The sequence below is a fragment of the Alteromonas sp. ABD4_190 genome (assembly GCF_056160105.1).
Genome location: NZ_JBSWWN010000001.1, coordinates 3,716,984 through 3,733,312 on the forward strand (window position 1 = coordinate 3,716,984; position 16,329 = coordinate 3,733,312).

A 16,329-nucleotide genomic window follows, 5' to 3' on the forward strand; every position below is an offset into this window, starting at 1 on the left:
TAAGGATATAAAAATGGCTAAGAAAAAAGAAATCAAAAAAGAGATGAAAGTAGCTAAAGCAAAAATTGCTAAGCAAGAAAGCAAACTAAAAAAGCTAAAGAAAAAGCTTAAAAAAGCATAATTTACGCTTTCAATTGAAACACCATTACACAAATAACATTACGTTATTTGTGTAATGTTTTCCCTATATTCATCATCTCAACAGTTCCTGCCTTGTTTAAAATCTCTGCCTTTACAACCGTTAAGTGATATCATTAGTAAGTGATTAAAAAAAATAATCCCAATTTTTAGGGAAGTAGTTGTAATAATGATAGATGTTCACAGTCACATTTTACCCGGAATCGACGACGGTGCTCGCTCTGTTGAAATGGCGTTAGCTATGGCGCGCCAAGCCGCGGACGTAGGTGTTACTCATATGGTGTGTACTCCCCATATCCACAGCGGAACGTTTGATAATACTAGAGATACCATCAGCCAAGCGTTCGAGTCTTTTCAGTCGGCGCTAACACAAAGCGAAATTCCACTTACTATTTCGTGGGCAGCAGAAATAAGGCTCAGTGAGATGGTGCCCGTATGGATAAGAAGGGGTGAACTTCCATTTTTGGGGGAACTGGATGGCAAGAGTGTCGTTTTGCTAGAGCTCCCCCACAGTCATATTCCAGCGGGAACCGAGCAGTTGATAAGGTGGTGTTTAGCTAATAACGTTCAACCGCTTATTCCACACCCTGAAAGAAATCGTGATATATGGCAACGGCCTGAAAAGGTAAATTGGCTGCGAAACTTAGGCTGTAAATTTCAAGTCACCGCAGGTGCAATTACTGGCCGATTTGGAGAGCATGTACAAGATATCTCGATAAGCATGTTAGAAGCAGGGTTTATTGATATGGTGGCTTCGGACACCCACGATATAAAGCGCCGACCTAATGATATGAAAGACGCTTACGAAGTTGTGGCTAGTCAACAGACTGAAGACATTGCCAACACTCTCTTTCGAATCACGCCAGCTAAAATGATCGGTATTACTGCTTAGACATTTGTCTAGTTTTTTTACAACCTTTCTGTTTATCTTAATAATGTCTCTCTCGATTTTTGTGTTTTATCCATCTGTTATTTCAAGGCTTTTTTGTATTAATAGCATTGGGGTCATAAAATAGTAAGCTCGTATAAAGCTTTGAAGCGTCAAAGATTTTTCCATATTGAATTCTAGTATGAAATTAACTTTTCCCCGCTGTATATAAACAATTACACGCAACACCGCAGAAGCAGTGCTTTTTTATATAAAAATACGCATATAGCTCGATAGTTTTGTGAATTATGTTGCCACAATGTTGCTTTCTGGTTTGCATAACGTGACTGGTTATTAAATAGAGTAAGCCAATGAATAATGGATTAATTTTTGCTTACAACTCTAGGAGATTAAAATCTCCAACTATTGTTAGCGGTCAACCTAGCCATTAAGAAGCAAGCGAAGCTAGCAATAAAATAATGATATTCCCAACCTTTACTATGTTTGCAAGGAAATGCTCATGGGTAAGAAAGGCTTCGTCCGAAATAATATAAACCAGTTTGCGGTACTCTTTCGCTTTCTAGATCTTTTGTTTATTCAAGTATCGCTAATCGCTGTTGCACACTTATACGGCATCGAGTTGAATTTACATTACTATTTAATTGGCGTAATTGCGTGTGTAGCGTTCCTTTTTAGCGCTGAAATGCTTTGGTTATACCGTTCGTGGCGAACGGGCACCAGCAAAGAGATTTTATTTGTAACCTCAATAAGTCATGTTCTTATGGTTGGCGCCGTAGTAGCTTGGATGTTTATATCTAAAACAACGGAAGACTACTCTCGAATAACTATCTCACTTTGGTTCTTCGCAAGTTGGGCACTGTCTTGTTCTTGGCGAATTGCATTTAGATATGTGTTATTTATTGCGCGAAAAAATGGTCGTAATAGTCGATCTGTAGCGATTATAGGTGCCAACGAAACTACGCTAGCATTAATCCAAGAGATCCAGAGTACACCGGAAGCGGGGTACAACATTGTTGGTGTATATGACGACCGAGCGCCATCGCGTCTAGAGCTGCCGCGTGAAGTATCGCTAAACGGAAATATCTCAAACCTTTACCAAGCTGTAGAAACAGATAAAGTCGATACTGTTTTTATCGCACTACCTATGACCGCAAACAAGCGAATTGAACAGGTGCTGCGCGTTTTAGGTGACACTAAAGCTCAGGTTCATTTGGTTCCCAATTTCTTTGTATATAACCTACTTCACTCTCGTATCTGTAACGTAGGCGATATGCAAACAGTTAGCGTCTTCGATTCACCGATGAAAGGGGCGATGAACTTTTTGAAGCGTGTGGAAGATATTCTGCTGGCCTCAGTTATTCTGGCCATTATTTCTGTTCCCATGCTAATTATTGCAGCTGCAGTAAAGTTAACTTCAAAAGGGCCTGTAATTTTCAAACAAAACCGATACGGAATGGATGGTAAGAAAATTAAAGTATGGAAGTTTCGCAGTATGACCGTTACTGAAAACGGAGATGCTGTAACGCAAGCTACAAAGAATGATGCTCGAATTACAAAGGTAGGTGCATTTCTTCGACGTACCTCATTAGACGAACTGCCTCAATTTATTAATGTATTACAGGGGCATATGTCAGTAGTTGGGCCTAGGCCACACGCTGTAGCTCACAACGAGGCGTATCGTAAGAAAGTTGAGTACTATATGCTTCGTCATAGAATCAAACCAGGTATAACCGGGTGGGCACAGGTTAATGGCTGGAGAGGTGAAACCGATACTCTGGATAAAATGCAAAAACGCGTTGAGTACGACCTTGAATACATTAAAAACTGGTCGCTTTGGTTAGATTTTAAAATAGTATTGTTTACTTTGTTCAAAGGGTTCGTTAACAAGAACGCCTATTAAGCGAAAGATAATACAAAAAAAGCAGCTAAGGCTGCTTTTTTTGTATCTGAAAGTCATTTAACTTTTACTAGCCTTCGGCTTTTGCTTTTGCGTTCTTTGCATTTAATGGCAATCACTAATACTGCAATAAAAGTAACTGCATTAGCGGTGGCCTGCAGCGGAAAGTCAACGGATATATGAATGAGCATGGCTACCATAGCCATCAAAGCGCCAAAGGCAAGCCCTTGTGCAGTTGGGTCGCTTCTAGTTCTTAGAGCCGTTATGGCGCTATACAGAGCGTATAAAACCGCAACACCTAAAAGCAAAGTGCCAACTATTCCGTACTCAATTAGAAACTGTAAATATTCATTGTGGGCGTGATCATAGTGCAAATGAATAGTTTGCGTGTGGTATTTTGGAAAGGCAGTGTAAAAAGTACCAGCACCAGTGCCTGTAAGCCATGTATCTTCTATTAAAGGTAGGCTCATGGTGACCACATCGTCTCTTGTTTCACCTTCAAAAGATGTAGTGTCAATACGCTCTTTAATTTTATCAACACCAAACATAGCCCCTACAATGGCCACATCAACCACTACCAAACTTACAATTAGCCACTTGAGCATAGGCGGTGGCTTTTTCATCAATACTAAAGCGAGTACCGATGTAGCGAGTAAACTAATAAAGAACGCGCTATTTCCCATACGGCTACGGGTAAGTATTAGTGCTACAACAATAGTAATAATAGCAACGCGAATAAGCCATTTAGAGCTCATCATTGCTTCCATAGCACCTATAAATAAACGCTTAAAGCTTTGTTCGCTTTTGCTTTGTCTTTTTAACTGACTGATTAAAAGGCCAATGGCAAGCGCACCACCCATTAGTAAGTAATTAGCCAAATGATTGTGATAAACAAAGCTGCCGTTAGCCCGTTCATATATTTCATATCCAAAAATTGGCGTTAGCGTTATGCCTGAAAATTGCAGATATACGGCATAAAGCGCTTGAAGAAATACAGCGCCAATAATACAAAGCACGAATTGTTTTAGCCGTTTTGGCGAGTCTAGTAGCCAAGCACTACAACAAATAAACAAGCAATAGCTTATGCCTTTAACAAGCGAGATTTGTGTTTGCGTAGCGTCTATCGTAATGCTCACGCCGCCAATATTTATAAGCTGTATTGCCACATAAACCTGTGTTAAACAAAATAGTGCCAATAGTATTGCATAGGGCTTCAAACGTGAAAGCAGAGACTGCGAAGGTATGCCAAAAACGCAGAGAAGCGTGGTTAGGCTTATTAAAACTTCAAAAATACTCCAAGCCCATGGTCTGTTCGAGCCTAAAGGAATGGGTAGAATAAATAATGCGCTAAGCAGTGTGTAAAACGCAAGGCGCGGAAACGAACTATAAATAACCGACTGCATAAAATTCCATAAAAAAAGGCTCTTGCGAGCCTTTTTATTTCCTAACAGTTTTAGTTGCCTGAAATGCTCACGCCACCGCTTCCAGAGCCACCGCCTGTGCTTGGTGGTGGTGGTGGTGGAATGTCACCGCCGCCCGTGCCACCGCCAGGAGGTGGTGGAGGTGGTGGCAGTATAAGTGCAAACGCCGTTGGCTCTAGCATTACCGCAGGGTCTACACCTTCGCTTAACGCTTTAGCAATAAGGTAGTCATCGTTGTAGCCATTAGCCTTGGCAATGGCGTAAACCACATTGGCTTGCGATGCGTTATTTTTAAATAAAGCCGTGATAAACGCGTCTTTATCTTCTGATGCAGCAAGTTGAGCCGACACCATGTCAAAGTAAGCTGGCGCTTCTTCTTGCGATAATAAATTTGTTTCAACTAGCAGTTGGCTTTCGCTTACTTTCTGTGATGCTACTTGCATGTCTATCGCGAAGGCTGAAGTGCTTAAGCACGCTGCCACGGCAATTGCTAAAGAGAGTTTTTTCATTGGCTAATCCTTAAGTCGCTAATAGCAAGTATCTTAGTTCTTACGACGGCGCATTAAAAGGCCGAACACAGATAAAGAAAGTAAACCTAGTGTTGCTGGAGTAGAAACGCTAGATACCGGTGGTGGCGGGTCTATTAAATCCAAACCCCAGTACTGAGGGCCAATGTAAAACGCATCTTCAACTAGGGCTAACACTAAGTAATCTGCTTCACCGTCAGCAGCTTTTCTAGCAGTGCTGTATGGGCCGCTAACAATTTCTTTAAAAAAGCTATCGAAAGTAACTTCGTTATTTCCATCATCAGCAGCTTGGCTGGCTTCGATTTCGTCCCATGTAACTGCATTGTCAGAAATGGTATCCCATGCAATGAATACAGGGGCTGCCGCGTCATATAGGTAGTACGCAAACTTCACTGATAAGAGGCCATCGCCATTCAGGTCGTCAGTGCTTCGGTCTAATGCAGAAAGCTGAAACTGGGTAAGTACGCGGATGTCGCGATTAATGTTTAAAGCGCCGCTGTAGTAACTGCCTTCAAATTCAACTTGCGGAGCGCTAGGAGTTGAACCGTCTGGTAAGCTTATAAACGCAGCGTTTGCTGAAGCAGCGCATAATGCACAAGCCAAAAATGCGAGAATTTTCTTCATTGTATGGGATCCTTTGTCCATCAATTTTCCACAATCAATATTTGGGGATTTACAGCTCGATACCCTAAATGCATTCCAGCACTACATCACTTCCACTGTCATGACACATCGAGTAAATCTGAAGCACAAATCGTTCCGCTTGCTACTGTGTTGTTATTTTACATAGCGTTTTGGCTGCATGCTAAAATTGTGCCGCAATATTTTATTTGCTATTAATCAATATTTTACGGTGTGGTTGATGGTGGTTTTTGGGCTTTTAGTTGTTAAGGTGTAAAAAATATAGACACCGAGTTAATAGTCAGTATGTTGCTAAGTTGTTAAATTGAGTGGGGGTTTTAAATGTTGCGCACTGTTGCGGTGCATTTGGCGCACTATTGTCAGGCAGTTCGTTGGAAGGCTAGTCTAGAAGCGCCTTTTCATATTCCCATTTCTGAAGTAACTCAGCCCACACTTTTATTTGGTTTGGATCACTACCGCTAACGGCAGAAAAAGTGGGTGGCCTTCCTGTGAGAAGCGTTGTAGCGTTAAAACTGTATTTATAGGTTAAATCCTGTCTTAAAAACGAAGGCTTTATTTCGCTCACAATATTATCTAATACATAGAAGCCCTTATCTTCAATGTTCTCATAAATCAATACCATATGCGGGGCTTCTTGGTATTTATAATCAACATGGCTTAGCACAAGTTTAGACGGCTTAACGCCGGCCTCTATAAGCAGAAAATACTTAGCAACCGCATAGTCTTCGCAATCCGCTGCTCCTTTTTTTAATGCCTCTAGGGGCGAGGCCCAATAATCTTCTACCTGCCAAATTTGAAGGTCGGTACCTTGTTGAAGTTGGTTATTAACCCACTGATTTACCCTTGTAACCTTTTGCCATTCCGATAGATGGCCAAGGTTTTGCAGTACATTTTTTACCTGAGTGGCAACGGTTTCGTCGTTTCTAACGTTATATTCATCAGCCTGTGGGGGTACTGAGGTCGAGCCACATGATTGGCAGCAAATAAGTATTGTTAAAAGTAAAGATACACGCCACAGTTTCATCAGAATATGCTCAAATATAAGGGCTAGAATAGTAGACCAACAGTTGGAACGATAAATGCTTTAGTTTAATATATTGATAAACGCAATAAAGCTTTAGCATAATTAGCGAATAAAATGCGTCTTAATTCAAGCTGTTAATTCAAGTCAGCGAAAAAAAACGAAAAATGTCATAGTGTTGACGCGAAATTTAGTTAACATATAGCAAGCTTGTAATAAAATTACAAAAGAACGTGGAAAGTACGAATTGCAGGGAGCACAATGAACAGGCTGTATCACACATTAACACTCTCTTTGTTGTCAGTTTTGTTTATCACAACGTTAAAGGCGCAAGAAAGTAACGGTATTAAGCTAGATAACGGCGCAGTGATCGCTCCATCTGTCTACATTGGTAGCGGTTATGAAAGTAACATTGCGCTAACCGATACTAATGAGATTGACTCATTCTACTGGCAGGTCTCGCCTTCTGTGTTATTTACCGCCACGCCCGGCGAAACTGCACATCAAATACAATTCTCTTCAGATATTGCTAAATACTCGACCAGCAGTGAAGACGATTACGCTGACTTTTTCATTAAATATAACGGCGGGTGGGAGCCAACCAGTAGGCATCGGTTTAATTGGAACTTCGACCAAACCTTTGGGCATCAAAAGCGGGGTTCTCAGCAAACGCGATTTCAACTAGACCGGTTTGATGAAGTGCTCGAGTTTTCAAGTAGCAACGCATTAATTTCTTATGAGTTCGGAAGCTTAGCAGCGAGAGCGCAGTTTGGTTCTAGCGTGGGTTTTAACTCAATTGATTATTCAAATTTCGACGAGTTTTCACGTCAATTCAATAGAAGTACAGTCGATACCAGTGCTTGGTTTTACTATCGTCCAGGCAACGTTACTTATTTTAGCGCAGACATCACTCACAGTGTTATCGATTACAAAGACGAAGTAGTTGGTACACCGACGAGAAATGCCGACACAACTACGTTTTTGCTTGGCGCAATTTGGGAAGGCTTAGCCAAAACAACAGGTAAATTTAAAATAGGTATCGAGAACAGGTCGTTCGAAGATTCAAGCAGAAATGATATAACAAGCTTAGCGGTAGACGCTCAGGTAGAATGGTCTCCCAAAACCTATTCGATAGTGACTACAAGTGTAAGCAGACGAACCGTAGAAGGCGTTGCAGACAATGACGCTACGTTAACCACGTCGTTCGACATTAACTGGAGTCACAGTTGGTCGCAGCATACCACAACTCAAGTGGGTTATGATTTCCAGAAACGCGATGAACAGGGATCGTCACGTAACGATAAACAGCACTACGTTTATACCTCTTTCAACCGGGCTTTAACGAAATGGTTGGTGTTTAATACCCAGCTTCGCTTCCTAGTTAACAGTTCAAATCAACCTCTTTTTGACTACGATAACCAACAATTAAGCATTGGAGTTACAGCACAGCTATGAGTATTTTTCGTCTAACATTAACCGTTTTGTGTATGGCGTTCTGCTTGAATTCTTATGCCCAAAGCAATGATTATGTTCTTGATACTGGCGACACCATTAGTATTCGCGTTCACGGCGAGCCAGATTTAACCTTCGATACAAAGATAAGCACTTCAGGAAAAGTACTTTACCCGTTTTTAGGAGAGATCAAGGTAGCTGGCCACACAACAGAAGAAGTGCGCATGCTCATTTATGGTGGCTTAATAGGTGACTATTTACTGAAGCCCGAGGTAGACGTAAATGTTATTGAGTACCGACCTTTCTATATTTTGGGAGAGGTACAGTCGCCAAAAAATTACCCATATCAGCCTGGGTTAACACTTTCACAAGCCATTGCTATTGCAGGGGGCTTAACAGAACGCGGCTCTTTAAATGGTATTGAGCTTAAACGTAAGCTGCAAAGCGGCAGTGTTCAGCTTTTTCAAGATGTAGGCATGGACGAATTACTGCAACCAGGTGATGTGGTAACAGTAAAACAGAGCTTTTTCTAAAAGGTACAGGAAGTAGATTTAGTAATGAACAGAATAACAACCAATAATGACTTTAATAGTACCGACGAAAAACAACTCGATATAGGGCTTTTTGTTAAAGCGCTGTGGCGAAGTAAGTGGAAAATTATGACCTTTTCTGCGGGCGTTACTATTATTGCCGCGCTTTTAATTTTGCGTTTGCCGTCTATTTACGAAGCCAAAGCTACCCTGTACATCAAAAAAGAAAACGCCACTCCTGTTTCAAGTAATGCTGCGCCTGGCATGGACATGGGCGCCCGTGAATATTTGAAAACCCAGTTCGGAATTTTACAATCTGAATCATTGGCGTTAGAAGTTATCAACAAGCTAAATTTGGTAGCCTTGAATAGTGACGATGCTAAGCCTGAAAAAGCTGATAAGACATCGATGCTTAATATTATTAAAACATCGGTTAAAGAGTTTGTTGGCGCACCAGAAGACAAAGCGCAAAGTGCAATATCTGAAGAAGATATCAAGCTACAGCGTGCGTTAAAATGGTATAGAGAAGGTATTACTATAAAACCTGTCGCATTGACGCAGTTAGTTAATATAAGTTTTCAGGCAGAAGATCCGCAACTAGCGGCCGATGTGGTAAATGCTTTGGGTGAAGCATACATCGACAGCTTTTTAAGTGCAAAAATGCAGCAAACCGACAAAGCTATTGAATGGTTGCAGCAGCGCGGTTTAACCGTATCTGAAGAGTTAGCGTTGGCAGAGGCAGAACTACAAGCGTTTATTCAACAAGAAAACATCGTGTCTTTAGACGGTGGTATGCAAGCGTTAAATCAGGATACGCTGAAAAACCTAAATGAAAGGCTATTAGAAGTACGCAGTGAGCGTATACGTTTAGAAAATATATTAAACCAAACTCAATCTGCAGAAGTGCTAGAAACCGGTATTTTAAGCCAGTTTAACGAAAGCGCGGCTATTCAAGACCTAAGCAGGGCGGAGCTTGCAGCAGAAACAACGTTCAATGAAGTAAGCCGTAGGTATGGGCCTAAGCACCCGAAGTATATTGCTGCCGATACCGAGCTTAAACAACTACAAGCTAAACTTGCAGAACGTGTTAAAACCGAAATGGTCGATTTAAAGCAAAAACTTAGTAACTTAAAGCAAACAGAGCAAAGCCTTAAAAATGAACTTAACACTGTTGAAAGTGACTTTGTAAGCGGTACGGGTAAAGAAACTGAACTTAAAAAGCTAACCGCCAATGTGGCAAGGCTAACAGAATTAAACGAGTTGATAAGCAAACGCTTCAAAGAGCTTGATATTACCAGTGACTTTAACGAAGAAAATGCTCGCTTTATAGATGTGGCTAAAGCGCCGCTTTACCCAATTAAACCAGCTAAAGCTAAATTGTTGGCCGTAGCGCTTATTGTGAGTGCGTGCTTTGCGTGTTTTGTGGTTATTTTACTTACTTTCCTCAACAATACTTTCCGACGTTCAGTTGAAGTAGAAGAAGAGCTAGAGGCGAAGTTCATGGGTGTGGTGCCCAAGATCAAAGTAAAACGTAACCAAACGCTTCCTTTGCATATTTACTTCGATAAAGAATATCGTTCGTTTAGCGAAGCAATAAAAACCATTCGAACCGGTCATATGCTAGGCCAGCTAGACAACAATACCATGGTTACATTGGTAACATCTGCTGTGCCTAGTGAAGGTAAGTCGACTACGTCGGTAAACTTGGCGTTTAGCTTTGGGCAAATGGATAAGGTTTTACTTATCGATGCCGACTTACGCAAACCTTCATTAGCTAAACGTTTTGGTTTACCTGCGTATCAACAAGGTCTTAGTGATGTGCTTAACACCGATATGGATGTAGAAGGCTGCATTGTTAAAGATAACGAGTCGGGCATAGATTTATTACCAGCAGGGCACTATGCACACAACGCATTAGAACTATTCGCAGGCGATAAATTCGCTAAACTTCTAGAAAAGCTTAAGCACAAATACACTAAAATAGTTATCGACTCTGCACCTTGTCAAGCGGTGAGCGATACCTTAGTGCTAGCAAAAGTTGTCGACAGTGTAATCTTCGTGGTTAAAGCCGACTCAACTAAAAAGCAAGTGGTTAAGACGGCAGTTCGAAGACTACGAGAGTCGGGCGCTGTAATAGAAGGGGTGATATTAAATGCCGCCGATGTGAGTAAGCAGGGCGACGAATACTCTGGTTACTACGATTACTATGGTTACTCTGATGAAAAACAGTAGAAACTGTTTTCTCATGCGGTAATAGGGTAAGGCTAACGCAATGAAGTATATCGCTAAGATTTTGCTATCAATTGTATGTGTTGTAGTAATTATTTTTGCTTATCGCTGGGGCGCCGCAAACGTATTTTATTTTAAGGTAACGAATAAGCTTAATTCGTATACCGATACTGCGGTGTTTCAGATTGCCGATGATGAAGGGCTAGAAGCAAACATAAAAACTATGATGGCGCTTCACCCTAATCATCCTCACTACATGGTAACAGCGGGCACGTATTTCGAAAAACGCGCGTTTGTAGAAAGCGATGCTAAGCAGAAAAAGGCGTACTTATTAAAAGCGCTCGCGCTATATCGTGCCTCTGCCGAGCAACGTATTGCCTGGCCAAGAACATGGGCGGATATATTTCGCGTTAAAGCTAAATTGGGGGAATTCGATAGTGAGTTTTCTCATGCTGTTTCTATGGCAAATAACTATGGCGGTAAAGACGAATACGTTGCTAAAGAAATTGTGTTTTTGTTGCTTAAACACTGGCGAGATTTTTCAAAAAGCGATATCGAAATAGCCATTAAACAAATGAACAACGTTACCGACTACGCCAGATTTAAAAATGTATACGATTATGCATTGGTGATAGGTGAAAAAACGTTCTTTTGTAATTTGGTTCGAATCAACAATATTCAAACGCGATTCGGTGGCTGTAAGGCTTAACAGCGCACAAACCGAATATTTACCAAGGGATATGGGTAATGCTAACGGTGGTTAAAGCATTTCTTTTTTTGTTATTGATTTTACTGGCAGCCTGGAGCTTGGTCGGTATCTTTGACGACAGCGTTATTGCGTTTAAATTTTTAAACTTCTTTGGTCAACTGGTGCCTTACGTTTCAATTGCACTAGCTGCACTGTTATTCTATCTGCTTAAAGCTTCACGGTTTAAATGGGTGGCAATAATAATTTGCATGCCTTCATTTATCATTCCTTTTGTAGTACCAAGTATAAATTTATACACGGGGCTAGATGCGCCGTTAACTCCTAACGCAGACGAGCAGAAGTTTACCTTCATCACGTTTAGCAAAATGTCGCACAACTTAAATTATGCTGAAGTTGCTAACGTTATCGACTGTACTAAATACGATGTTATTCAGGTGCAAGAAATATGGGATTTACCTGCTTTCTTAGCGGCATTCCCTAAAGTAAAAGAATATTGTAAGTATGCTATTCACCCTGAAAAGCCGTCGTTGGCAACATTTTCTAAATTTCCATTGGTAGCGAAAACGGTTGAAGGTAAAGCGTTTGTTGAAGTTAACGTAAACGAAGTACCTATTGCTGTGGTTAATGTTCATGCTTTAAAAGCGATAACACGCACGGCAGACAGCCAAATTGCTCAAGCCAAGCGAATGGTTAAACTTGAGCAAGCGTTAGATTTACCAACCATTGTTGCAGGCGATTTTAACGCTACGCCGTTTAACGAGTCGATAATGCTTATGCGTAAGCATTTCAAGCAAGCGCAGCTTGATAGTGGCATGTTTACTAGGCGGTCTACCTGGCCGGGTGAAGCAAGGCGCTTAGGAACGTTTGGCCCATTACTGCAAATAGATTACATATTCTATAAAGGCCTAAATAGTGCAGAAACCGTTATTCATGAAAGCAGCTATGGGTCGGACCATTACCCCATGGAAACTACATTTTCGCTAAGCGCTAAGGGGTAACGCAGTTTGATGTCGCTAGTGAACAAAGTGCAATTCTACATGAAGGCTGACTCTACTAAAGCGCGAGCTATGCGGGGCAGTTTGTGGACGATTTTAGGCCATGCAACATCTCAAGGGGTTAGGTTAGCTTCTAATCTTATTTTAACGCGCTTGTTGTTCCCAGAAGTATTTGGGGTAATGGCTATTGTGCAGGTGGTACTTCAAGGTTTGGTAATGTTTTCCGACGTTGGGCTAGCGCCGTCAATTGTACGAAGTAAAAATACCGCAGATCCAAGGTTTATTAACACGGCCTGGACTGTTCAGCTGATTAGAAACTCTTTGCTTTGGCTACTTACCATAGGAATAGCATTTCCGTTAGCTAACTTTTATGAACGGCCAGAATTAACTTATCTTATACCACTTTCAGGCCTGACGCTGTTGGTAAACGGCATGTTTCCTATCAAGGTTATTTTAGCAAGCCGAGAGATGAACTTATTCAAGGTAACCTGTTTTCAACTAGTTGGCCAAGTAGTTGGAATGGTTATATCAGTCATGCTTGCCTTTTATTATAAAAACGCACTGATATTTGTTGTAGGAACGGTAACGGGTGACATTATTCGGTTAGTTCTGTATCGATTGTATTTGCCTGGTAGCAACAATACGTTCGAACTGCACTCACCAGCAGTGCAAGAGTTACTATCGTTTGGAAAGTGGATAATGCTGGCCTCTGCATGTGGCTTTTTGGCGCAACAAGCAAACGTATTCATATTAGGTAAGTACTTAAGCGGTCACACATTCGGTATTTACACTGTAGCGTTGGTTTTAGCCATGCTGCCTTTTACCGTTTGCCAAATTTTAAATAATAAAGTGCTTCTTCCTCTTTTTAGTGAAATGCACCGAAATGGCGCCAACAGAAGCGCTATTTTAAGAGGGCGATATACCGTATTAACGGGTAACGCTGCGGCGGTAATTGCGCTTATGTTTATTTCCCCGTTCTTCTTTCAAATACTTTACGACGAACGCTATGCATTAGCGGGTTACATTAGCCTAGTGGTTCTGTTCTCTATATTGCCAGAAATGCTGCTAATGGTTACGCAAAATAAACTACTAGTTGAAGGCAGAAGTTTAGAATACGCAGCACTAAATGCGCTAAAAGCGACACTACTTATTTTGCTTGGTTTATTTTGGGTTAAAGAACATGGAGTGCTAGGCGTATCTGCAGCTGTGTTTGTCTCTGGGCTAGTAACATATTTTCTAACGTTAACGACAAAAGGCACAATACACATTATAAAATTATCTTATGAACTCTTAATTGCACTAGCTTTGGCAAGTGCCGCACTACTTTGTGTGTATTTGTATTCTGAAGGGTTAATAAAAGTAATGGAGTTACAATAAATGGAAGGGTACGTAGATATCATTATGGTTAACTTTCGTCAGCCTCAGTTAACCATTGAATGCATACAGTCTTTAGAAGCTGAGCGTGACGCATTTTCTAACTTTACTGTATGGCTTTGCGAGAATGGCAGTGGCGACGATTCCGCCAGCGTTTTAGATAAAGCAATAAAAGATAACAATTGGGAAGGCTGGGTTAAGTTTAGAGTAAGTGAAGACAACACCGGCTTTTCCGGTGGAAATAATTTGCTTATTCATGAAGCACTTCAAAAGGCACCGAACGCTAAAGATGAACACAGCTACGTATTTCTTTTAAATAATGACACTATAGTACGGCCTGGCGCATTACAGAAGCTTGTAGGGTTTATGAATACTCAACAAGTACATGCATGTAGCAGCAGATTAGAGTATCCAGATGGTACGTTACAGCACTCAGCGTTTCGTTTTTTTTCATTTAGAAGTGAATTGGCCGAAGCTGTTAATTTTGGCCCTGTTTCGAGCATGTTTGCATCGAAACAAGTGGCCCCTGAGCAGCCAACATCGCCAGCCATTGTAGATTGGGTTGCCGGCGCAAGCTTAATGGTATCCCGAAAAGCAATAAGAGAGGTTGGGCTTCTTGATCATGGCTTTTGGACTTATTTTGAAGATGTTGATTACTGCCATAGACTGAAAGTTCATGGCTTCCCATTATGGTATGTGCCAGAAGCTCGCATAGTACATCTTGTGGGGGCTAGTTCAGGCATTACAAGTGATAAAGCCTGGCTAAAGCGCCGCCCTGCATATTGGTTTCAAGCAAGACGTCGCTACTTTCTTAAATACCAGGGTTTTATAAAAACGTGTGTAATTGACATTGCTGAATTACTAGGTAGTGCATTAGGTTTGCTAATTAAAAAACTTAGAAAACAAGACCCACACAGGCCCATACATTTCCTAAAAGACTTTTTGGCCGAGTCGGCATTACGCAAAGGGCGTAAGCTACCTATTGTCGAGGCACCAAAACCCAAATGAGTTTATTAAAACAAATTCGTGAAGATTGGGAGTGCAATGGTAAGCAGTGGTTTAAACCTGGCTTTCAGGCCTTAGCATGTGCCAGGTTTGGCCAGTGGCGTATGGGTATTAAGCCCAAGTTGCTGCGCATTCCTTTTTCCATCATTTACAGAATATGGTATTTACGCTGCCGCAATGTTTACGGTATCGAGCTGCCTTATTCGGTAAAACTGGGTAGAAAAGTCATCATTGAACATCAAGGCAATATTGTGGTGCACGGCAATGTTGAAATAGGCGATGGGTGTATTATTCGACAAGGATGCACCCTAGGCAATAAAAGCCTAGACCGACCATACGACTGCCCTAAATTAGGTAACAACGTTAATGTAGGTGCGGGCGCTAAACTACTTGGCAGTATAAGAGTTGGTAACAATGTGCAAATTGGCGCAAATTCTGTAGTAGTAAAAGATATTGAAAGTAACCTTACTGTAGTTGGAATTCCAGCACGGCCGCTTACAGGGAAGTAAAAAATGAGCACATTGGGCATAGTGGCAATTGGTCGTAACGAAGGCGAGCGTTTTAAAAAATGTGTTGAGTCTTTTTCAAAAGTAACGCAAGCATTTACCTTTGTTTATGTAGATTCGGGCTCTACAGATGGCAGTGTTCAGGTAGCAGAAGAGGCGGGCGTAGGTATTGTAGAACTCGACACCTCGGTGCCTTTTACCGCAGCTCGTGCTAGAAATGCAGGGGTTGACTATCTTTTAAAACATAACCCCAATTTAACCTATATTCAATTTGTAGACGGTGATTGCCAAATTGCACCAAATTGGTTAGCAAGCGCCATCGAAGTGCTAGAAAAAGAGCAAGACGTGGCCGTTGTTTGTGGAAGAAGAAAAGAAATTAACCCCCAAAGCAGCACATACAATGCACTTATAGACCTAGAATGGAATACACCTATTGGCTACAACAAAGCCTGTGGCGGTGATGCTTTATACCGCGCGTCGGCATTTGTAAAAGAAGGCGGCTTCAATGGCGCTGTGATAGCAGGCGAAGAACCTGAATTGTGTTACCGGTTGCGACAAAGAGCCTGGAAGATAAAGCGCATAGACGCAGATATGACATATCACGATGCAGCGTTAACTAAGTTTTCGCAGTGGTGGAAGCGTGCGGAGCGGTATGGTCATGCAGCTACCGAAGGTTTTTGGCGCTATGGCACTTCAAGTGAAAAATATGAGCTAGGCGCAATGAAAAGTATATTGATATGGGGGGCAATTTACCCCGGAAGCCTTCTATTATCGCCTTTTATCAGTATATATTTATTTATTCTGTTAACCGCAGTTGGGCTATTCCAATTTACTAAATTACGCAGAAGCTATGAAAGCAGTTCGCCCGGCATAGGTGCAATAAGAGCACAGTTAACAATGCTGTGTAAGCTTGCAGAGTTTAAAGGTATGCTTCGCTTTTTTACGAATAAAATCAAAGGCAAGCAAAACTTGCTAATTGAGTACAAATAGGGGT

At 41.4% G+C, this 16,329-nt stretch carries 15 protein-coding genes; 11 read left to right on the forward strand and 4 right to left on the reverse strand.

From position 1 onward, the window contains the following. Window positions 1-307: 307 nt before the first annotated feature. Together ACXAFM_RS16230 and ACXAFM_RS16235 are read left to right on the forward strand one after the other, a co-directional pair. On the forward strand, window positions 308-1,030 hold the full coding sequence (locus ACXAFM_RS16230) for a tyrosine-protein phosphatase (protein ID WP_474835265.1): 723 nt from the start codon (window positions 308-310) through the stop codon (window positions 1,028-1,030). 496 nt (window positions 1,031-1,526) lie between these two features. Continuing rightward, entirely contained in the window at window positions 1,527-2,927 is a 1,401-nt protein-coding gene (locus ACXAFM_RS16235; protein WP_474830882.1) for an undecaprenyl-phosphate glucose phosphotransferase, read from the forward strand. A gap of 53 nt (window positions 2,928-2,980) precedes the next feature. On the opposite strand, the gene ACXAFM_RS16240 is transcribed toward ACXAFM_RS16235, so the two are convergent. The 4 genes from ACXAFM_RS16240 to ACXAFM_RS16255 all read right to left on the reverse strand — a co-directional run bounded on the left by ACXAFM_RS16240 (window position 2,981) and on the right by ACXAFM_RS16255 (window position 6,538). Continuing rightward, on the reverse strand, window positions 2,981-4,327 hold the full coding sequence (locus tag ACXAFM_RS16240) for an O-antigen ligase family protein (protein WP_474835267.1): 1,347 nt from the start codon (window positions 4,325-4,327) through the stop codon (window positions 2,981-2,983). Between the two features lie 50 nt (window positions 4,328-4,377). Continuing rightward, complete coding sequence (locus ACXAFM_RS16245; RefSeq protein WP_474835269.1) at window positions 4,378-4,854, reverse strand: hypothetical protein; 477 nt, start codon at window positions 4,852-4,854, stop codon at window positions 4,378-4,380. Window positions 4,855-4,887: 33 nt separating this feature from the next. Further along, entirely contained in the window at window positions 4,888-5,496 is a 609-nt protein-coding gene (locus tag ACXAFM_RS16250; RefSeq protein ID WP_474835271.1) for an MYXO-CTERM sorting domain-containing protein, read from the reverse strand. 397 nt (window positions 5,497-5,893) lie between these two features. Next, a complete protein-coding gene (locus ACXAFM_RS16255; protein ID WP_474835272.1) occupies window positions 5,894-6,538 on the reverse strand; it encodes a transglutaminase-like cysteine peptidase in 645 nt (214 codons plus the stop codon). Between the two features lie 258 nt (window positions 6,539-6,796). Between ACXAFM_RS16255 and ACXAFM_RS16260 the strand changes: the two genes are divergently transcribed. The 9 genes from ACXAFM_RS16260 to ACXAFM_RS16300 are packed head-to-tail and all read left to right on the forward strand — an operon-like array spanning window position 6,797 to window position 16,325. Then, window positions 6,797-7,990 carry an outer membrane beta-barrel protein gene (locus tag ACXAFM_RS16260; protein ID WP_474835274.1) on the forward strand — a complete coding sequence of 398 codons (1,194 nt, stop codon included), beginning with the start codon at window positions 6,797-6,799 and terminating at the stop codon, window positions 7,988-7,990. Between the two features lie 44 nt (window positions 7,991-8,034). Then, window positions 8,035-8,520: a polysaccharide biosynthesis/export family protein gene (locus ACXAFM_RS16265; protein ID WP_474835276.1), complete on the forward strand. Its 486-nt coding sequence runs from the start codon at window positions 8,035-8,037 to the stop codon at window positions 8,518-8,520. Window positions 8,521-8,544: 24 nt separating this feature from the next. Then, window positions 8,545-10,749, forward strand: a complete 2,205-nt coding sequence (locus ACXAFM_RS16270) for a GumC family protein (RefSeq protein WP_474835277.1) — start codon at window positions 8,545-8,547, stop codon at window positions 10,747-10,749. Window positions 10,750-10,789: 40 nt separating this feature from the next. Beyond that, entirely contained in the window at window positions 10,790-11,455 is a 666-nt protein-coding gene (locus ACXAFM_RS16275; RefSeq protein WP_474835279.1) for a hypothetical protein, read from the forward strand. A gap of 38 nt (window positions 11,456-11,493) precedes the next feature. Beyond that, complete coding sequence (locus tag ACXAFM_RS16280) at window positions 11,494-12,453, forward strand: endonuclease/exonuclease/phosphatase family protein (RefSeq protein WP_474835281.1); 960 nt, start codon at window positions 11,494-11,496, stop codon at window positions 12,451-12,453. 9 nt (window positions 12,454-12,462) lie between these two features. Next, complete coding sequence (locus ACXAFM_RS16285) at window positions 12,463-13,827, forward strand: oligosaccharide flippase family protein (RefSeq protein WP_474835282.1); 1,365 nt, start codon at window positions 12,463-12,465, stop codon at window positions 13,825-13,827. Continuing rightward, complete coding sequence (locus ACXAFM_RS16290) at window positions 13,828-14,832, forward strand: glycosyltransferase family 2 protein (protein WP_474835284.1); 1,005 nt, start codon at window positions 13,828-13,830, stop codon at window positions 14,830-14,832. Further along, window positions 14,829-15,338, forward strand: a complete 510-nt coding sequence (locus tag ACXAFM_RS16295; RefSeq protein ID WP_474835286.1) for a serine O-acetyltransferase — start codon at window positions 14,829-14,831, stop codon at window positions 15,336-15,338. The genes ACXAFM_RS16290 and ACXAFM_RS16295 overlap by 4 nt, the downstream gene beginning before the upstream one ends. Before the next feature lie 3 nt (window positions 15,339-15,341). Continuing rightward, complete coding sequence (locus ACXAFM_RS16300; RefSeq protein ID WP_474835288.1) at window positions 15,342-16,325, forward strand: glycosyltransferase family 2 protein; 984 nt, start codon at window positions 15,342-15,344, stop codon at window positions 16,323-16,325. Window positions 16,326-16,329: the final 4 nt, after the last annotated feature.